At 53.6% G+C, this 19,251-nt stretch carries 18 protein-coding genes and 4 tRNA genes; 10 read left to right on the forward strand and 12 right to left on the reverse strand.

What is annotated here, in order from left to right:
• Positions 1-54: 54 nt before the first annotated feature.
• On the reverse strand, positions 55-1,386 hold the full coding sequence (gene argA, locus MUU46_RS03025; protein ID WP_159758360.1) for an amino-acid N-acetyltransferase: 1,332 nt from the start codon (positions 1,384-1,386) through the stop codon (positions 55-57).
• 226 nt (positions 1,387-1,612) lie between these two features.
• On the opposite strand from argA, the gene amiC reads away from it, so the two are divergent.
• Positions 1,613-2,866 carry an N-acetylmuramoyl-L-alanine amidase AmiC gene (gene amiC, locus MUU46_RS03030; protein WP_159758358.1) on the forward strand — a complete coding sequence of 418 codons (1,254 nt, stop codon included), beginning with the start codon at positions 1,613-1,615 and terminating at the stop codon, positions 2,864-2,866.
• Positions 2,867-2,983: 117 nt separating this feature from the next.
• On the opposite strand, the gene MUU46_RS03035 is transcribed toward amiC, so the two are convergent.
• The 4 genes from MUU46_RS03035 to MUU46_RS03050 all read right to left on the reverse strand — a co-directional run bounded on the left by MUU46_RS03035 (position 2,984) and on the right by MUU46_RS03050 (position 3,452).
• Positions 2,984-3,060 (reverse strand) — tRNA-Met (locus tag MUU46_RS03035).
• Between the two features lie 51 nt (positions 3,061-3,111).
• Positions 3,112-3,188: transfer RNA gene (locus MUU46_RS03040), tRNA-Met, on the reverse strand.
• A 51-nt stretch (positions 3,189-3,239) separates the two neighbouring features.
• Positions 3,240-3,316: transfer RNA gene (locus MUU46_RS03045), tRNA-Met, on the reverse strand.
• 59 nt (positions 3,317-3,375) lie between these two features.
• Positions 3,376-3,452 (reverse strand) — tRNA-Met (locus MUU46_RS03050).
• A gap of 197 nt (positions 3,453-3,649) precedes the next feature.
• Between MUU46_RS03050 and mltA the strand changes: the two genes are divergently transcribed.
• Together mltA and tcdA are read left to right on the forward strand one after the other, a co-directional pair.
• Positions 3,650-4,753, forward strand: a complete 1,104-nt coding sequence (gene mltA, locus MUU46_RS03055) for a murein transglycosylase A (RefSeq protein ID WP_159758356.1) — start codon at positions 3,650-3,652, stop codon at positions 4,751-4,753.
• A gap of 18 nt (positions 4,754-4,771) precedes the next feature.
• Complete coding sequence (gene tcdA, locus MUU46_RS03060) at positions 4,772-5,578, forward strand: tRNA cyclic N6-threonylcarbamoyladenosine(37) synthase TcdA (RefSeq protein WP_258964734.1); 807 nt, start codon at positions 4,772-4,774, stop codon at positions 5,576-5,578.
• On the opposite strand, the gene csdE is transcribed toward tcdA, so the two are convergent.
• Positions 5,575-6,018: a cysteine desulfurase sulfur acceptor subunit CsdE gene (csdE, locus tag MUU46_RS03065; protein ID WP_258964735.1), complete on the reverse strand. Its 444-nt coding sequence runs from the start codon at positions 6,016-6,018 to the stop codon at positions 5,575-5,577. The genes tcdA and csdE overlap by 4 nt on opposite strands.
• The gene (csdA, locus tag MUU46_RS03070) at positions 6,019-7,224 is read right to left on the reverse strand and encodes a cysteine desulfurase CsdA (protein ID WP_258964736.1); all 1,206 of its coding nucleotides are present in this window, start codon (positions 7,222-7,224) and stop codon (positions 6,019-6,021) included. It lies immediately after the preceding gene.
• Between the two features lie 192 nt (positions 7,225-7,416).
• On the opposite strand from csdA, the gene MUU46_RS03075 reads away from it, so the two are divergent.
• From MUU46_RS03075 to rlmM, 4 genes are all read left to right on the forward strand, one after another.
• The gene (locus tag MUU46_RS03075; protein ID WP_159758348.1) at positions 7,417-7,644 is read left to right on the forward strand and encodes a YgdI/YgdR family lipoprotein; all 228 of its coding nucleotides are present in this window, start codon (positions 7,417-7,419) and stop codon (positions 7,642-7,644) included.
• Positions 7,645-7,997: 353 nt separating this feature from the next.
• Positions 7,998-8,915, forward strand: a complete 918-nt coding sequence (gene gcvA / locus MUU46_RS03080; RefSeq protein ID WP_125352118.1) for a glycine cleavage system transcriptional regulator GcvA — start codon at positions 7,998-8,000, stop codon at positions 8,913-8,915.
• 19 nt (positions 8,916-8,934) lie between these two features.
• Complete coding sequence (locus tag MUU46_RS03085) at positions 8,935-9,330, forward strand: DUF423 domain-containing protein (RefSeq protein WP_159758346.1); 396 nt, start codon at positions 8,935-8,937, stop codon at positions 9,328-9,330.
• Positions 9,323-10,423: a 23S rRNA (cytidine(2498)-2'-O)-methyltransferase RlmM gene (gene rlmM / locus MUU46_RS03090; RefSeq protein WP_159758344.1), complete on the forward strand. Its 1,101-nt coding sequence runs from the start codon at positions 9,323-9,325 to the stop codon at positions 10,421-10,423. The genes MUU46_RS03085 and rlmM overlap by 8 nt, the downstream gene beginning before the upstream one ends.
• A 95-nt stretch (positions 10,424-10,518) precedes the next feature.
• Here rlmM and xni read toward each other — a convergent pair whose 3' ends face one another.
• From xni to queF, 5 genes are all read right to left on the reverse strand, one after another.
• Entirely contained in the window at positions 10,519-11,274 is a 756-nt protein-coding gene (gene xni, locus MUU46_RS03095; protein ID WP_258964737.1) for a flap endonuclease Xni, read from the reverse strand.
• A gap of 112 nt (positions 11,275-11,386) precedes the next feature.
• Positions 11,387-12,754, reverse strand: a complete 1,368-nt coding sequence (locus MUU46_RS03100) for an L-serine ammonia-lyase (protein ID WP_258964738.1) — start codon at positions 12,752-12,754, stop codon at positions 11,387-11,389.
• Positions 12,755-12,804: 50 nt separating this feature from the next.
• Positions 12,805-14,091, reverse strand: a complete 1,287-nt coding sequence (locus tag MUU46_RS03105; RefSeq protein WP_258964739.1) for an HAAAP family serine/threonine permease — start codon at positions 14,089-14,091, stop codon at positions 12,805-12,807.
• 457 nt (positions 14,092-14,548) lie between these two features.
• On the reverse strand, positions 14,549-15,913 hold the full coding sequence (ppnN, locus tag MUU46_RS03110; RefSeq protein ID WP_159758336.1) for a nucleotide 5'-monophosphate nucleosidase PpnN: 1,365 nt from the start codon (positions 15,911-15,913) through the stop codon (positions 14,549-14,551).
• Between the two features lie 116 nt (positions 15,914-16,029).
• Complete coding sequence (gene queF, locus MUU46_RS03115; protein WP_258964740.1) at positions 16,030-16,875, reverse strand: NADPH-dependent 7-cyano-7-deazaguanine reductase QueF; 846 nt, start codon at positions 16,873-16,875, stop codon at positions 16,030-16,032.
• Positions 16,876-16,943: 68 nt separating this feature from the next.
• On the opposite strand from queF, the gene syd reads away from it, so the two are divergent.
• From syd to truC, 3 genes are all read left to right on the forward strand, one after another.
• On the forward strand, positions 16,944-17,489 hold the full coding sequence (gene syd, locus MUU46_RS03120; RefSeq protein ID WP_159758332.1) for a SecY-interacting protein: 546 nt from the start codon (positions 16,944-16,946) through the stop codon (positions 17,487-17,489).
• Positions 17,490-18,131: 642 nt separating this feature from the next.
• Positions 18,132-18,461 (forward strand): YqcC family protein, encoded by a 330-nt coding sequence (locus MUU46_RS03125; protein WP_159758330.1) that lies wholly within the window; start codon positions 18,132-18,134, stop codon positions 18,459-18,461.
• Positions 18,461-19,243, forward strand: a complete 783-nt coding sequence (truC, locus tag MUU46_RS03130) for a tRNA pseudouridine(65) synthase TruC (RefSeq protein ID WP_159758328.1) — start codon at positions 18,461-18,463, stop codon at positions 19,241-19,243. Before MUU46_RS03125 ends, truC begins: the two co-directional genes overlap by 1 nt.
• Positions 19,244-19,251: the final 8 nt, after the last annotated feature.

Consider the following 19,251-nt stretch of genomic DNA (forward strand, 5'->3'; position numbering starts at 1 on the left):
GTCGAGTTACATCAATACGGTCAACAAAGATGCAGCTCGACGTATGAATGGATATCAGGTCAGATCGGCCATTAACACTTTCGATTTGCGCTGATAGTTGTACATTTCTTTTTTACTTTCCGGCAGCAAATCCACTTCCACAGGCATAAACCCGCGTTCCTGGAACCAGTGAATGCTGCGGGTCGTCAGCACAAACAGTTTGCTGAGGCCCATCTGTCTGGCCTGCGCAGCAATGCGCTCTAGCAGCACTTCTCCGCGCGATGAGCTGCGGTAATCCGGATGTACCGCCACGCAGGCCATTTCGCCAATGCGTTCTTCCGGGAATGGATACAGCGCAGCACAGGCGATGGTGGTGTTATCGCGCTGAATCACGGTGAACTTGTCGATTTCCATTTCCAGCTGCTCGCGAGAGCGGCGCACCAGAATCCCCTGTTGTTCCAGCGGCTCGATAAGTTCGAGGATCCCACCGATGTCATTGATGGTGGCGCGGCGAATTTGTTCGGCGCTTTCCATCACGATTTGGGTGCCGATACCGTCGCGGGAGAACAGCTCTTGTAACAGCGCGCCGTTTTCCTGGTAGCTGAGAAGATGGCAACGGCGCACGCCGCTGCGGCAGGCTTTCACTGCGCCACGCAGGAAACGCACGGTGCCAGAGTAATACTCGCCGTCGTTTTCCAGCGTTTCAACACGCGCCTGTGCCTCATTCGGGAACAGCTCGGAAATGATTTCACCCTGGGAATTCAGCACACCCTGTGAAGAGCAGAAGCCAATCATCTTTTCCGCTTTGAGCTTAATGGCGAGTTGGGTGGCAATCTCTTCTGATGTCAGGTTGAAGCTTTCCCCGGTCACGGAGACGGCCACTGGCCCCATCAGCACGATGGCTCCGCTGTCGAGCTGACGGTGAATAGCTTCTTCGTCTATGCGGCGAATGCGACCGCTGTGGCAATAATCAATGCCGTCATCGACGCCCAGCGGCTGCGCGATAATGAAGTTTCCGCTTACCACATTGATGTGCGCGCCCTGTAAAGGCGTGTTATTGAGACTCATCGACAGCCGGGCAGTTATATCGAGTTGTAACATTCCGGCAGCCTGTTTCACCATGTCTAGTGTTTTGGCGTCAGTCACGCGAGTCTTTTTGTGATATATCGGCTCGTGATGATGGTCCGCCAGGTTGGCGTCAATTTGCGGACGCGCGCCATACACCAGCACCAGGCGAATCCCCAGACTGTGAAGAAGGCCTATGTCATTGACGATACTTGAGAAATTCTCATGCTCAATGGCTTCTCCACCGAGCATAATGACAAACGTTTTGCCGCGATGGGCGTTAATGTAGGGAACAGAATGACGAAATCCCTCAACCAGTTCGGTTCTACGTTCCTTCACCACAGTACAACCTCGATGCATGATTATTCGTAATTATTGTATTTTTATTCTGTTTTGCATCTCAGTGCAAGTATCAATTTCAAAGAATGTCCTCAATAAGTCAGTTAGAAATTAGAACGAATCAGGATTGTTTACCCTTTTATAGATGACAGTTTATGCGGGTTTAGTTAAAGTTTTCGGTCAAACCAGCCGTATAAATTGCTAAATTGATTTTTTGCTTGGGAGAGGCATGTCTGGAAGTGAGTCAGGATTAACACGTCGTCGCTTATTAAAAGGGGCAGGGGCAATGTGGTTGCTCAGCGTGAGCCAGGTGGGTCTGGCCGCTGAAAGTCGAGTGGTGGCGGTGCGCGTCTGGCCTTCGTCCACCTATACCCGCGTGACGATAGAATCCAGCCATGAGCTGAAATATAAGCAGTTTGCGCTTAGCAACCCTGAGCGGGTGGTAGTCGATCTCGAAGGCGTGAATCTCAACTCGGTGCTCAAAGGCATGAGTGCGCAGATCCGCGATGACGATCCGTATATCAAATCTGCGCGCGTCGGGCAGTTCGATCCGCAAACCGTGCGCATGGTGTTTGAGCTTAAGCAAAACGTCAAACCTCAACTGTTTGGCCTGGCTGCGGTCGCGGGCTTTAAAGAACGTCTGGTGATGGATCTTTACCCGTCCACGGCGACGGAAGTGCAGGATCCTCTGTTGGCGCTGCTGGAAGATTACAACAAAGGCGACTTGGATAAACAGGTTCCGCCAGCCCAGAGTGGCCCACAGCCGGGTAAAGCAGGGCGCGACAGGCCGATTGTTATTATGCTCGATCCAGGTCATGGCGGTGAAGACTCCGGCGCAGTGGGGAAATATCACACCCGCGAGAAAGACGTGGTGCTGCAAATCGCCCGTCGCCTGAAGGCGCTTATCGAGAAAGAAGGCAACATGAAAGCGTATATGACGCGTAATGAAGACGTGTTCATTCCACTGAAAGTGCGCGTGGCCAAGGCACAGAAACAGCGCGCCGACCTGTTTGTCTCGATTCATGCAGATGCGTTTACCAGTCGCCAGCCGAGCGGTTCATCGGTGTTTGCACTCTCGACCAAAGGGGCCACCAGTACCGCGGCAAAATATCTGGCAAAAACTCAGAACGCCTCGGATCTCATCGGGGGTGTCAGTAAAAGCGGCGATCGCTACGTCGATCACACCATGTTCGACATGGTGCAGTCTCTGACCATTAACGACAGCCTGAAATTTGGTAAAGCGGTACTGGGTAAACTCGGCAAAGTGAACAACTTGCATAAAAATGGGGTTGAGCAGGCCGGGTTTGCCGTACTGAAAGCACCGGATATCCCATCGATTCTGGTTGAGACCGCGTTTATCAGTAATGTCGAAGAAGAGCGTAAGCTTAAAACTGCAACCTTCCAGCAGGAAGTGGCGGAGTCGATTCTGGCTGGGATCAAAGCATACTTTGCTGATGGGGCGACGCTCGCGCGACGTGGGTAAGTTCATCAGGAAAGAAGAGAGTGGCGCCGGAAGGCGTCATTTTTTTAGCTTTTGGGTGGGATTGCTGAATTTTAGAGACAAAAAAACACCCGTTAAGGTGCTTAATATTTCATGAAGTGGTTGCGGGAGCCAGATTTGAACTGACGACCTTCGGGTTATGAGCCCGACGAGCTACCAGGCTGCTCCATCCCGCGTCCGGTTGTTTACCCTCAAATCAGGTAAACCTTCTACTTCATATTATGTGTTGGTTGCGGGAGCCAGATTTGAACTGACGACCTTCGGGTTATGAGCCCGACGAGCTACCAGGCTGCTCCATCCCGCGTCCGATTGTTCACCCTCAAATCAGGTAAACCTTCTACTTCATATTATATGTTGGTTGCGGGAGCCAGATTTGAACTGACGACCTTCGGGTTATGAGCCCGACGAGCTACCAGGCTGCTCCATCCCGCGTCCGATTGTTCACCCTTCCATCAGGTAAACCTTTCTACATACTTTTTATATATCTTAATTGGTTGCGGGAGCCAGATTTGAACTGACGACCTTCGGGTTATGAGCCCGACGAGCTACCAGGCTGCTCCATCCCGCGTCCGTGGAAGCGCACTATACGCTGGTCGCGTTTTGATGCAATCCTTTTTTGCAGAAATCATGAAGAGAGTATAAAAACGCTACAGGTAGCGTATTTTTTGCTCAAAATGGGTCGTGTGGCACGTTATCACATTTCAATAGCCCTGGCGGTTTGTTATCTTCATCACGCATTCAGCAGATGAAAGAAGATGAGAGACCATGAAAGGACGTTGGACAAAAATTCTGGCAACAGGTGCGCTGATGACGATGCTCGCGGCCTGTTCCTCCAAACCGACCGATCGCGGTCAACAATATAAGGACGGAACGTTCAACCAGCCTTTTTCCCTGGTGAACCAGCCGGATGCCGTTGGCGCACCGATTAACGCCGGTGACTTCTCCCAGCAGGTTAACGAGATACGTAATGCATCGCCGCGCCTTTATGGTAGCCAGAGTGGTGTGTTCTCAGCTATTCAGCAATGGCTGCAAGCCGGGGGCGATACCCGCACCCTGAAACAGTATGGTCTGGACACCTGGCAGATGCAGGGCGCAGATAACTACGGCAACGTGCAATTCACCGGCTATTACACGCCAGTCGTAGAAGCACGCCACACGCGTCAGGGTGAGTTCCAGTATCCGATTTACCGGATGCCGCCGAAACGCGGCCGTCTGCCGTCCCGCGCGGAAATCTACGCGGGTGCGCTGAGCGACAACTATATAATCGCCTACAGCAACTCCCTGATGGATAACTTCATCATGGACGTGCAGGGCAGCGGATACATTGATTATGGTGATGGCTCCCCGCTTAACTTCTTTAGCTATTCCGGTAAAAACGGCTGGCCGTATCGCAGCATCGGTAAAGTGCTTATCGACCGCGGTGAAGTGAAGAGAGAAGATATGTCGATGCAGGCCATCCGTCACTGGGGCGAAACCCACAGCGAAGCGGAAGTGCGTTCTTTATTAGAAGCGAACCCGTCGTTCGTATTCTTTAAACCGCAGTCCTTCGCGCCGGTGAAAGGGGCGAGCGCGGTCCCGCTGATCGGCCGCGCGTCCGTCGCATCGGATCGCAGTGTTATCCCACCGGGAACCACCTTGCTCGCCGAAGTGCCACAGCTGGATAATAACGGTAAGTTTAACGGGCACTATGAACTGCGCCTGATGGTGGCGTTGGATGTTGGTGGCGCAATTAAAGGTCAGCACTTCGACATCTATCAGGGTATTGGCGCAGACGCCGGCCATCGTGCTGGCTGGTACAACCATTACGGTCGCGTTTGGGTGCTGCGTGGCGCACCAGGTGCCGGGAACGGTAATGTCTTTAGCGGTTAACAAGTAGTTTGAGGTTTTATGTCAGTGGTTCTTAGCGATGCCTGGCGCCAGCGTTTTGGCGGCACGGCACGTTTATATGGTGAAAAAGCGCTGCAGGTGTTTGCCGAAGCGCACGTGTGCGTCGTTGGTATCGGCGGCGTAGGCTCGTGGGCGGCGGAAGCGCTGGCGCGTACCGGTATCGGCGCGATGACACTGATTGATATGGACGACGTTTGCGTCACCAATACCAATCGGCAGATCCACGCGCTCGGCGGCAACGTCGGGCTCGCTAAAGCCGAGGTGATGGCAGAGCGTATTCGTCAGATCAACCCGGAATGCCGCGTCACCGTCGTCGATGATTTTGTGACGCCGGATAACGTTGCTGAATATATGGGCGTGGGCTTTAGCTACGTGATTGACGCCATCGACAGCGTGCGTCCAAAAGCGGCGCTGATCTCATACTGTCGTCGCTACAAAGTGCCGCTGGTCACAACCGGCGGGGCAGGCGGGCAAATCGATCCGACCCAGATCCAGGTCGCCGATCTGGCGAAAACGATTCAGGATCCGCTGGCTGCAAAACTGCGCGAGCGTCTGAAAAGTGATTTCGGCGTGGTGAAGAACGGCAAGGGCAAGCTGGGCGTAGACTGCGTGTTTTCTACTGAAGCGCTGGTGTATCCGCAATCTGATGGGTCTGTGTGTGCGATGAAAAGTACAGCTGAAGGGCCGAAGAGAATGGATTGCGCCTCCGGCTTTGGTGCGGCGACGATGGTGACCGCAACGTTCGGATTCGTCGCGGTGTCCCATGCGCTGAAGAAAATGTTAGCGAAGGCGGAACGCCAAAGTTAATCCGATCGCGCGGCGTTGAGTACTGCGTCGCGCAGCGCGTTTAGCCCCTGATTGCGGGACGCACTGAGCTGGGCGCGCAGTCCTAGCTCATCGAAAAACGTCAGCGGATCGCACTCCAGCAGTTGATCAACGCTTTTGCCTTCAATGGCCGTCAACAGCACGGCTAATAATCCCCGAACGATCCTGCCTTCGCTGTCGCCATAAAAATGCAGGATGCCCTGCGGCAGACGCGTGTGGCCGAGCCAGACACGGTTTTCACATCCGACAATTTCTTCAGCTGTAGCCTTCAATTCATCCGGCAGAGCAGGAAGCTGTCTCCCGAGCAGGATCAGCTGACGGTATTTGTCTTCCCACTGGTTCAGCGGGACAAAAATCTGACGCAATGTCTCTTGCGTGACGGTTGTGCCGAACGGGTGTCCGGCGAGAGCGGGGTTTGTCATTTAATCCACCAGTAAATCAAGAGCGCGGTCAACGGCGTTCACCAGCGCATGAACATCTTCCTGCGTATTATACGGTGCAAATGAAGCGCGCAGAGTGCCGCTGACGCCTAACGCCGCCAGTAACGGTTGGGCGCAGTGCTGTCCGGCGCGCAGGGCGATGCCGTACTCCGCCAATAATGTCACCATGTCGCTGTGATGCACGCCGTCGAAATCGAACGCCAGTAGGCTGGAATCCTGACAGCGGAATGAGCGAAAGCCGGGGCGGCGCGAGAGTTCTTCTTCGGCAAGCGTCGCCAGCCCGCGACTCCAGCTTTCCGCCTGCACAATATCGATTTCATTCAGCCATTCCAGTGCGGCGCTGAGTCCAATGACGCCAGCGACGTTGGGTGTTCCTGCCTCGAGACGATACGGCACCGGCTGGGTTTTGAATCCGTCGAAAGTGACTTCGGTGATCATTTTGCCGCCGCCGAGCCATGGCGTCATGTCGTCCAGCAATGCCTGTTTACCGTACAGTGCGCCGATGCCGGTCGGGCCATACAGCTTGTGACCGGAAAAAGCATAGAAGTCGATATCCAGCGCCTGAACGTCAGCCGGGAAATGCACCACTCCCTGGGCGCCATCAACCATAACCACCATGCTAGCGGCGTGAGCCAGTTGGATTGCGCGCGCAAGATCCGGACAGCCGCCGGTGACGTTGGACATCTGGCCCAGAGCCAGAATGCGGCTTCGGGAGGTGATTAATGAGGGAAGCTGTTCTACGTCCGGCAGGTGGTCTGCGCCCAGCGGCAGCTTAATGACCTGCGCGCCGGTTTGTTCCGCCACCATCAGCCACGGAACGAGATTCGCATGGTGTTCAGCCTCGCTGACAATAATTTCATCGCCAGGTTTGAGGCGTGGACGGGCGTAACATTGCGCGACCATGTTGATGGCCTCGGTAGTGCCGCGAGTCCAGACAATGTTTTTGCCATCAGGAGCGTTAATCAGCGCGGCGACCTGCGTGCGGGCCTCCTCATAGCGCGCAGTCAGTTTTTGCGCGGCGGCAAACTGGCTACGGTGTACGTTGCCTGCGCTCAGGCTGTAAAACTGCTGGCTGGCGTCAATAACGGTCTGCGGTTTTAGCGCGGTGGCGGCGCTGTCGAGATACACCCCGGCATCGCTCAGTGCCGGAAACTGGGCGCGAAACTGCGCCGGGTTGAATGCGTTCATGGTTTTCCTCATTCCAGTTCTGGGGATCGTCGCGCATATTTCGCGGCAGGGCAAGGACAGGAATAACCCTCGGAATTCTCCGGTATTTGTGGCGAAGTGCTGACAGTGCGTTATGCTGAATTATGTTAGGCGATTGTTTTAGCCTGTTAATTGAAGCTTTGAATCCAGCATTAAACGCTAAAGGAGAAAAACATGAATAAGACTGCCGCAATCATTTCTGCCTGTATGCTGACGTTTGCCCTGAGTGCCTGTTCTGGTCCCAACTATGTGATGCATACCAATGATGGTCGTACCATTATCGCTGATGGTAAGCCGCAAACGGACAATGATACCGGGATGATTTCGTATGAAGATGCGAACGGTAACAAGCAGCAAATCAACCGTACCGACGTGAAAGAAATGGTCGAGATGGATAACTAACGCTTGAATTTAAAGCAAAAAAAAGCACCGCAATATGGCGGTGCTACATTAATCACTATGGACAGACAGGGTAAATGTACAGGAAGTGAAAAGGGGGTAGTCTCGCTACCGAGGTCTGAACTCCAGACCAATTGCAAACACAACAACACAACATCACAACCGTAAGCCAAAAGCCCATCAGAACACGCATTCCGAAAAAAGCTTCTCGTTCCGGCTCAGGAAGTGCCGCCACTATAGGTATTTGCTGGTAGAAGCTCAACGGACAAATTATAATGGCTCAGATAAAAAAAACTAATGGGTTACATGATGTAATCTGATTGTTAAAACTAGTTAACATCTAAGCTAAAACAACCATGTCGAAGCGTTTACCACCTCTGAATGCATTACGTGTATTTGATGCCGCCGCCCGCCATCTCAGCTTCACTCGCGCTGCCGATGAGCTCTTTGTGACTCAGGCCGCAGTAAGCCATCAGATCAAGTCACTCGAGGATTTCCTGGGATTGAAACTCTTTCGCCGCCGCAATCGTTCGCTTTTGCTGACCGAAGAAGGGCAGAGCTATTTCCAGGATATCAAAGAGATCTTTTCGCAATTAACCGAAGCAACGCGTAAACTGCAGGCCCGCAGTGCCAAAGGCGCATTGACGGTCAGTATGTTGCCAAGTTTTGCCATTCAATGGCTGGTGCCGAGACTGGCAAGCTTTAACTCAGCTTATCCGGGAATCGACGTCAGGATCCAGGCTGTGGACCGTCAGGAAGACAAGCTGGCGGACGACGTCGACGTGGCGATTTTTTATGGGCGCGGTAACTGGCCCGGTCTGCGTGTCGAAAAATTGTATGCAGAATACCTGCTCCCCGTCTGTTCGCCGTTGTTACTCACCGGTGAGAAGGCGTTGAAGACGCCTGCGGATCTGGCGCAACATACGCTATTGCATGATGCTTCTCGTCGTGATTGGCAAACGTATACTCGCCAGTTAGGCTTAAATCATATCAACGTTCAACAGGGACCGATTTTCAGCCACAGCGCGATGGTGCTGCAGGCGGCTATCCATGGACAAGGGATCGCACTGGCCAACAATGTGATGGCGCAGTCCGAAATTGAGGCGGGCCGTTTGGTCTGCCCGTTTAATGATGTGCTGGTCAGCAAGAACGCGTTTTACCTGGTTTGCCATGACAGCCAGGCGGAATTGGGTAAAATAGCCGCATTCCGCCAGTGGATACTGGCGAAGGCGGCAAGCGAGCAAGAAAAATTCCGCTTCCGTTACGAACAATAAATGAATTTAGGGTAATGACATGACCAGTCGCTTCATGCTGATTTTTGCCGCTATCAGTGGCTTCGTTTTTGTTGCCTTGGGTGCGTTCGGCGCACATGTTTTAAGTAAATCGCTCGGCGTAGTTGAAATGGGCTGGATCCAGACCGGTCTCGAATATCAGGCGTTCCATACCCTGGCGATTTTCGGTCTGGCGGTCGCTATGCAACGCCGGATCAGTATTTGGTTCTACTGGAGCAGCGTATTTATGGCGCTGGGAACCGTATTTTTCAGCGGCAGCCTGTATTGTCTGGCGCTGTCGCATTTACGCCTGTGGGCATTTGTTACTCCGGTAGGCGGCGTATGCTTCCTCGCCGGTTGGGTGCTGATGCTCATTGGTGCTATTCGTTTAAAGCGTAAAGGTATCGCGCATGAATAAGGTTGTCCTCTACAGCCGTCAGGGTTTTGAGAAAGAGTGCGCAGCAGAGATTTCTGACAAGGCGTCTCGCCTTGGCGTATTTGGTTTTGCCCGAGTTAAAGAGAACTCGGGCTATGTGATTTTTGAGTGCTACCAGCCGGATGATGCGGAGAAATTGATCCGTGAATTGCCGTTCAGCTCACTGATTTTCGCCCGTCAGATGTTTGTGGCCTGCGAACTGCTGACTGACCTTCCGCCGGAGGACCGCATCACTCCGGTGGTCGGGATGCTGATGGGCGTGGTTGAGAAAGGTGGCGATCTGCGTGTTGAAGTTGCTGATACCAACGAAAGCAAAGAGCTGATGAAGTTCTGCCGCAAGTTCACTGTGCCGCTGCGTTCGGCGCTGCGTGAAGTGAACGTGCTTGCGAGCTATGACACGCCTAAGCGCCCGGTGGTGCATGTATTCTTTATCGCGCCGGGCTGCTGCTATGTCGGTTACTCGCTGACGACAAACAACTCCCCGTTCTATATGGGCATTCCGCGTTTGCGTTTTCCTTCCGATGCGCCGAGCCGTTCTACGCTCAAGCTGGAAGAAGCGTTCCACGTCTTCATTCCTGCGGATGAGTGGGAAGAACGACTGGGCAACGGCATGTATGCGGTGGACTTAGGGGCGTGCCCAGGCGGCTGGACCTATCAGCTGGTGAAACGCAATATGTGGGTATCGTCCGTGGATAACGGCCCGATTGCGCAAAGCTTGATGGACACCGGACAGGTGACCTGGCTGCGTGAAGACGGTTTCCGCTATCGCCCAACCCGCAGCAACATTTCGTGGATGGTGTGCGATATGGTTGAGAAACCGGCAAAGGTTGCCGCGCTGATGGCGCAGTGGCTGGTCAATGGCTGGTGTCGTGAAACCATTTTCAACCTGAAGCTGCCGATGAAAAAGCGTTACGAAGAAGTGTCGCAGAACCTGGCATACATTCAGGCTCAGCTCGATGAGCACGGAATCAATGCGCAGATTCAGGCGCGCCAGTTATACCACGACCGCGAAGAAGTGACGGTTCACATACGTCGTCTTTGGGCCTCCGTGGGTGGGCGTCGCGACGAGCGTTAAGATATTCGTTCTATGCTATAACCCTCACCCTAACCCTCTCCCTAAAAGGAGAGGGGACCGATCGATACTGCCATCGGAGCCGGGGTGAGGGGACATTACTTCACCAACCGCAGCTGCTGCAAATTCCCATCTAACTGAATATCCGTCTGTAGCCTTGCAATGTCGCGACAGATAAACGCCATCTCCTGATGTTCACCCAGCTTTTTACGCCACTTCTCCGGCACGTCATCCAGATGCTGATAAATCGCTTCGAGCGTTGGAAATTGTGCCAGCAGTTCGGTGGCGCTTTTCGGGCCAATACCCGCCACGCCCGGCACTTTTGAACTGCTGATCCCGGCGAGCCCCCAATAGTCCGGGAGCTGTTGCGGCGTAACGCCAAACTCCTGGGCAATAAACGGTGCGTCGAGCCAGCGTTTCTGGAAGTAATCACGAATGCGAATGGTGGGCGAAAGTAGCTGGCAGTAGCCTTTGTCCGTTGACACAATGGTGGCCTGATGTCCCGCGCCGGCGACTTTCACGGCAAGCGTCGCGGCGAGATCGTCGGCTTCATTGCCGGCAGAGCCCCAGCACCGCACGCCGTGCTGCTCAAAGACACTGCGAATGTTGTCCATTTCCGCATGCAAATCTTCCGGCATCGGTGAGCGTCCGGCTTTGTAATCCGGCAAACGTTGATGGCGCCAGCTCTGGTTGCGGGCTTCGTCGTCAAACACCGCGACGGCGTGCGTCGGCTGGCTGTGTAGGAGCAACTGCTGCAGCGCATGCAGGCAGGTATCCGCGCAGGGTGAACCCTGAACTGCATGAATACGGCGAATGAGATTCAGTGCGTCGACAATAAGCAGATGAACGGCCACGGTTACCCTCCTTGATAGCAATGCGCGTAGGGTAACACCGTGAAGATAATGAGGCTATGTAACGGCGGGAATTCGGGAAGACGCCTCGCAAAACGAGGCGTCTGATGCGCGTTTAATCGCAGGTAACAATCTTCATCGCCAGACCGCCGCGAGAGGTTTCGCGGTATTTGGCGTTCATGTCTTTACCGGTTTCGTACATGGTTTCGATGACTTTATCGAGGCACACGCGCGGCTCGCTGGTACGGCGCAGCGCCATACGCGCGGCGTTGACCGCTTTCACCGAGGCAATCGCATTACGTTCGATACACGGCACCTGAACCTGACCAGCGACCGGATCGCAGGTTAAACCGAGGTTATGCTCCATGCCGATTTCAGCCGCGATGCACACCTGCGTCGGGCTTCCGCCCAGCAGTTCCGCCAGGCCAGCCGCTGCCATTGAACAGGCCACGCCGACTTCGCCCTGACAGCCCACTTCCGCCCCGGAAATAGAGGCATTCATCTTGTAAAGTGAGCCAATCGCGCTGGTCACCAGCATGTAGCGCGCCAGCGAATTCGCATTCACTTCACGGATAAACTTGTCGTAGTACGCCAGAACCGCCGGAACAATCCCGCAGGCGCCGTTCGTTGGCGCAGTCACGACGCGGCCACCGGCGGCGTTCTCTTCGTTTACCGCCAGCGCAAACATGTTGATCCAGTCCACCACCGCCATTGGGTCACTGGTGGTTTTGTCCTGGCTCACTAACATCCTGCGCAATGCGGCGGCGCGGCGCGGCACGCGCAGTTTACCTGGCAGCACGCCTTCAGTAGTGATACCGCGTTCAATGCCGCTGCGCATTACGTCCCACACCGCATTAAAGTGCTGCTCAAGCTCTTCTTTACTGTGTAGAGCCAGTTCGTTTTGCATCATCAGGCCGGACAGCGACAGGCCGCTTTCCTGGCAATGGCGCTGCAAATCGGCGGCGTTTTTGTAGGGATAAGGAACCGAGACCGGCGCGCTGTTGCTCTGGCCGAAATGGTCTTCATCAACGATAAAACCTCCGCCGATGGAGTAATACGTCTGTTTGTAAACGATATTTTCGCCGCTCAGCGCGGTAATGCGCATACCGTTCTCATGCAGGGAAAGATTGTCAGCATGGAAGTTCATGCACTGGTCTACCGGGAACTCGACTTCGTGTTCACCGTTCGCCAGTAGCAGTCTGCCATGCGTGTTCACATCCTGAATGAATGATGGGATTGCATCGATATCAACGGTGTCCGGTAGGTTACCCGCCAGGCCCATGATAATGGCGATATCGGTGTGGTGGCCCTTCCCGGTCAGGGAGAGCGAACCGTAGACATCCACCACCACGCGGGTGATGTCGGTCAGGATCTCGCGTGAAATGAGGTCATCCGTGAATTGTTTACCCGCTTTCATTGGCCCCACGGTGTGGGAACTGGAAGGACCAATGCCGATTTTGAAAATATCGAATACGCTGATCATGATGCGTCCATTGCTAGAAAGAAAAGCGCCGCCCGTAGGCGGCGCGGGGATTAACCGAACAGGGAGTAGAAAATCGCGGAAATGGCGATGAGGCCGATGATGATTACAAACACATTGCTGACGTGGCCGCTGTATTTGCGCATCGCAGGGACTTTCTGGATAGCGTACATCGGCATCAGGAACAGGATCATCGCGATAATCGGACCGCCCAGGGTCTCAATCATACCAAGGATGCTTGGGTTCAGCGTCGCAACAATCCAGGTCGTGACCAACATGAACACCGCAGTCATCTTGTTCAGACGGCTTACTTCAATGGTTTTACCGCGGCTACGCAGAGATTTAATCACCATGCCGTTAAAGCCTTCACGTGCGCCAAGATAGTGGCCCAGGAAGGATTTGGTGATGGCGATGATGGCGATAATCGGTGCCATCCAGGCAATCAGCGGAGCGTTAAAGTGGTTTGCCAGGTAAGACAGAATCGAGATGTTCTGTTCTTTCGCGGAAGCCAGGTCCACCGGAGACAGGCTCAGCACGCAGCTGAACACGAAGAACATTACGGTCAGAACCATCATGATGTGCGCGAAGGCCAGAATTTTGGAGCACTTCTTCTCAGCATCGTCGCCGTACTCTTCGCGTTTTGCCACAGCAAAAGAAGAGATGATCGGGGAGTGGTTAAAGGAGAACACCATTACCGGGATTGCCAGCCACAGAGTCATCCACAGGCCTTTGCCGGTTGTTTCGCTGCTCAAAGACAGCGTTTCCAGCGCAGCGCCGTTCCATTGTGGGATCAGGTAGCACGCCAGCACCATCAGCGCGATAACAAACGGGAACACCAGAATGCTCATCGCTTTAACGATCATCTGCTCGCCGAAGCGCACGATGGTCATCATGCCAATAATCAGAATCAGAGACAGAATGGCACGCGGTGGCGGCGTCATTCCCAGCTGGTGGGTCATGAAGCTTTCAACAGTGTTAGTGATAGCCACACTGTAAACCAACAGGATTGGGTAGATAGCGAAGAAGTACAGCAAGGTAATCAGTTTACCTGCGCCGATACCAAAGTGTTCTTCAACTACTTCGGTGATGTCTTCGCCAGGGTTTTTACCAGACAACACGAAGCGAGTCAGGCCACGGTGAGCGAAATAGGTCATTGGGAAGGCAAGAATTGCCATGATGATCAACGGGATCATACCGCCGACACCGGCGTTGATCGGCAGGAACAGAACGCCCGCACCGATAGCCGTGCCGTAAAGGCCCAGCATCCACATCGTATCCGTCTTACGCCATCCGGTACGACTTTCTGTCGACACTATGGTGCTGGTTTGAATGGTTTCCATCTATATCTCCTGGAGGAAGCAATTTGTCAGTTTTTAGTCAAATCCAATGAAAAAGTTACTGACGGTAAAATAAATTAGTGTGAAACGGGGTTTTCTTATGATTTTTGCCCGTGATTGTTTGCGGCCGGAAAGATACATTTAAGTTATCAATCTATCAGTGATCTCGATCCCAATTGCAATAAAACACTTCAGTAAAGAAGGTTATTAGACCATCCGGCTGCTTTTTTTAATAAAACGGGGATTTATGGGCGCGAAGGCTATCATTGGCAGTATGAAGCAGGAATATTCAGTATCACTAAAACGTATCTTTTGCTGAAAAAAGTGACGTAAGCAGAGATTTAGCGTGCAATAACATAATTTAAATGAATATCTGTCGGTTGCATTGGGTACGCAATCGTTTGGCATTGGAAGGGAAAGAAGGGCGGTTATGCGCCGCCCTGGTGTCAGGAAGAGGGGATCAGGAACAGATTTCGTAGCAGGGAATGTAGGCTGAGCCTGGTAGTTTCATACGATGCTGCGCGACGAAGCTTTGCAGCAGGTTATCCATCCGGCGCATCATTTCGCCGTCACCGTGGATTTTGTACGGCCCGAACTGTTCAATCGCTCGAATGCCCACTTCTTTCACGTTACCCGCCACAATGCCCGAGAAGGCACGGCGCAGGTCAGCCGCCAGCACTTCTACCGGTTGGTCCGGATAAAGTTTCAGATTCGCCATGTTTTCATGCGTCGGTTCGAACGGCTGTTGCAGATCCGGCGCGATACGGATTGACCAGTTGAAGCTGTATGCATCTCCGGTGTCGCGGCGATTCTCTTTTACTAGCGGCATCGCTTTTTTCATCTGACGTGCCACTTCGGCGGCGTCATCCACAATAATGCGGTAATGGCGGCGGGCCGCTTCACCGAGCGTATGCACAATGAAATCGTCCAGCACGCGGAAGTAGTCCTCACTTTCTTTCGGTCCGGTGAGGATAAGCGGCAGAACCTGATTTTTGTTGGCCGGGTTCATCAGGATCCCCAGTAGGTACAGCAGCTCTTCTGCGGTGCCCACGCCGCCTGGGAAGATGATTATCCCATGGGCAAGACGCACGAATGCTTCCAGACGCTTTTCGATATCCGGCATGATGATCAGTTCGTTCACCAGCGGGTTCGGCGGTTCAGCGGCGATGATCGACGGTTCGGTCATGCCGATAAAGCGGCCTTCTCTGTAACGCTGCTGCGCATGGCCAACGGCGGCGCCTTTCATTGGTGCTTCCATTGCACCCGGGCCGCAGCCGGTACAGATGTTCAGTTCGCGCAGGCCAAGCTGAGTGCCGACGCGGCGAGCATAGAGATATTCGTTTTCATTGATGGAGTGACCGCCCCAGCACACCACCATACTCGGTGCTTCACCGACGTGCAGCGCCCGGGCATTACGCAGGATCGAGAACACCAGATTGGTAATGTGGGTCGAACTTTCCAGGTCGAGGTTCGGGAAGCGGACGGTGTTATGGATTTGTCCGTAAACAAACAGAATATCGCGTAAGACGGCAAACAGGTTCGCCTGCAGGGAGCGGATGATGCGCCCGTCAACGAAGGCATCTTCCGGCGGATTAATCAGTTCCAGTTTTACACCGCGCTCGCGGCGCAGCACGTTGATTTCAAAACTTTCAAAGCGGGACAGCAGTTCTTTGCTGTTGTCGGTCAGACTGCCTGAGTTGAGCACTGCCAGTGAACAGTTGCGGAACAACTGATACAAATCGCTGCTGGCGTTGCTTTTCAGCATATCGACTTCCAGCTGCGACAGCATATCCATTGAGCCAAGCGGGCTAATATGTGTAATCAAGTTAACTCCTTACGGGACGAATGACGTCTTCCCTAATGATTACAATAGCCTTGCCGATTAGATTTTAACAAGGAAAAGCGCGACCGAAGCCGCGCTTTATTTTGAAATTATTTATGTTACTGGCGAACCAGGCGACCGATGGCCGGGGCGAAATCGGTATTGCTACGCCACGGGTTGATGTCGAGTCCGCCGCGACGCGTGTAACGCGCGTATACGCTGAGGGTTTCAGGTTGGCAGAAGCGCTGAATGTCATTGAAGATACGCTCGACGCACTGCTCGTGAAACTCATTGTGATGGCGGAAAGAGACCAGGTAACGCAGCAGATTTTCTCGGTTGATTTGAGGCCCACGATACTGGATTTGCACCGAACCCCAGTCTGGCTGATGGGTAATCAGGCAGTTTGATTTCAGCAGATGGCTGACCAATGTCTCTTCTACCACTTTCCCGCAGGCAGCATCCTGCAGGTAATCGGCGCTGAATTCGTAGCTGTCGATTTCGATGTCCTGTTCGTCAATGCAAGCACCGTGGAAATGGGCAATCGGCTGACCTTCCATTTCATCTATACGGTATAACGCGACGGTCACATCGCCCTGGGCGCAATGGCGCAGGTCGCACTCCAGCGTGGCGCGAACCTCTTCCCAGTTGGCGAATCGGGTCTGGTTGAAGCTATTCAGATACAGCTTAAAGCTTTTGGATTCCACCAGATTGATGCTGGTGTCGCTCAGCTCAACGTGGCCGACGGCAACCTGCGGTAATCCTTTTGCATTCAGCCAGGAAAGCTCGTACAGCGTCCAGATATCGCCACCGTGGAAAGGCAGGTTACCGGCGTGCAGACCGAGCGGATCGCGGTTTAAGCTGCGTGGTACCGGTTGCAGCAGGCTGGCGTCATAAATATCGCGATAATCAGTTGATTTACCGAGCGTCAGGCCAGACAGCGCCTGGTGGTTTTCATAAGAAGACATGTTTCACCGTCACAAAGCAGGTAGACTATGGATTGAGTTTATCCTGGTTGACCTGGAGAGAGAAAGCAGTGGATCAGCAGACCGCGAGAGCCTTACAGGCATTTACCCAACGTTATTGCGACGCATGGCAGCAGCGGCATGGCACGCAGCCGCGAAGCGAAGAGTTGCATGGCGTTCCTTCACCCTGTGTGACGACCACCGATGATGACGCGGTCTTCTGGCAGCCTCAGCCGTTCAACCTTGAACCGACTCTGGAAGCGGTTGAAAGGGCGATGGACATTGTGGTACAACAGCCGCTTCAAACTTATTATACCAGCCAGTTTGCCGGTGACATGCCCGCATTGTTCGGCGAGCGCAAGCTTACGTTGCTGCAGGTCTGGAGTCCGGATGATTTTCAGCGAGTGCAGGAAAACCTGATTGGTCACCTGGTCACGCAGAAACGCCTGAAGCTTCCACCAACGTTGTTTATTGGCACGCTCGACAGCGAACTGGATGTGGTTTCCGTCTGTAATCTCACGGGCGAAGTGGTCCTTGAGACCCTTGGCACCCGTAATCGCACCACGCTTTCTGCGTCTGTCGCGAGTTTCCTCACCCATCTTGAGCCTCTTTTGTAATCCATATGCCTGGTGTCCTTGTGAGACATCTCTTACAAACCTTGTGAGAGATCGCCAGCGTGTAAGCCTGTTATTGCCGTTTCGCATGAATACTTTTCTATTCTTATCAAAGAGTTATCGTGAAGAACCTTAGCTTTCATATGAAAATAGACAGGTGAGTTGTCTTATAAGAGTCTTGTAAGACGAAGCGTAATAGGGGATTCTATGTACGTCGACAGGGAGTCGCTAAACGAAACGAACATCAGGATGATGACGTTTCAGCGGGATACACCAGGATGGTGCTGCAAGGATAGGCTTCTGGATCGAAGCGAAAGGATTACGCAGGATGCGTTAAAGGACACCTCCAGGATGGAGAAAGAGAACCGGTCAGGACGCCCGGCGGATCAAGAAGATCAGGACAAACTTACGGATAAGTCAAATCGCATCGGGGTGGTGCGAGCAGGATGCAATAGTTTATGGATGAACAGGTCAGGAGACCATAGGAAAAGTTTTCACGGATGAGCAGGGAGCAACAAAGGTAGCTGGACTGCTGCGAAACGAACCGGGAGCACTGTGCAAACAGTGCTCCCTTTTTTTATTTCCTCGCCACCGATGATATCCTGCGCCACAGATTTTCATTTCGACGTATTTTCCGAGGTTTCCATGACCCATCACGACCACGTTCGCCAGCGCCTGAATGCGATTGAAGCGCAGCTGCGCGAGCATCAGCACTGGCAGGACACCGCGCCTGACGCCAGCGTTTTCGAAAGTACACAGCCTTTCTGCATGGATACGCTGGAGCCACTGGAGTGGCTGCAATGGGTACTGCTTCCACGCATGCACCAGCTGATTGACAATCAGCAGCCGCTGCCGCAGAGCTTCGCCGTTGCGCCCTATTACGAAATTGCCATGGATGCGAGCCATCCTTTCCGCGGCATCATCCTGCCGGAGCTTGAGCAGCTTGATACCCTATTTGCAGGCGTGGACGACTGATGATCGAGATCCTCTATCAGGACGAATGGCTGGTCGCCGTTAATAAACCGTCAGGGTGGTTAGTTCACCGCAGCTGGCTCGATCGCGATGAAAAAGTGGTGGTTATGCAAACCGTGCGTGACCAGATTGGTCAGCATGTTTTTACCGTTCATCGTCTCGACAGACCAACGTCCGGCGTGCTGCTGATGGGGTTATCGAGTGAGGCGGGACGTCGTCTTTCACAGCAGTTTGAGCAACATCAAATTCAGAAACGCTACCACGCCATCGTGCGCGGCTGGCTGATGGAAGAGGAATTGCTCGACTACCCGCTGGTGGAAGAACTGGACAAAATCGCGGATAAATTTGCCCGTGATGACAAAGAAGCCCAGCCTGCGGTGACGCACTATCGCGGTCTGGCTACGGTTGAAATGCCGGTGTCGACCGGGCGTTACCCGACCACGCGCTACGGTCTGGTTGAGCTGGAACCGAAAACTGGCCGTAAGCATCAGCTGCGTCGCCACATGAGCCATCTGCGTCACCCGATCCTCGGTGACAGTAAGCACGGCGATTTGCGCCAGAACCGAAGTGCGGCGGAAAACTTCGGCTGCGATCGCTTAATGCTGCACGCCAGCGAACTGCACCTCACGCACCCGTTTACCGGCGAGCCTCTGGTTATCCGGGCGAGCCTCGATGATGTCTGGATGCAAGCAATGTCACATTTCGGCTGGCGTGGACTTCTCCCCGACGTTGAAAGGGTTGAGTTTACGCCGGACAACGGTCAGGATGACCTCATAACTGAATGATTCAGGGA

The organism is Scandinavium tedordense (assembly GCF_024764965.1).
Taxonomy (GTDB): Bacteria; Pseudomonadota; Gammaproteobacteria; order Enterobacterales; family Enterobacteriaceae; genus Scandinavium; species Scandinavium tedordense.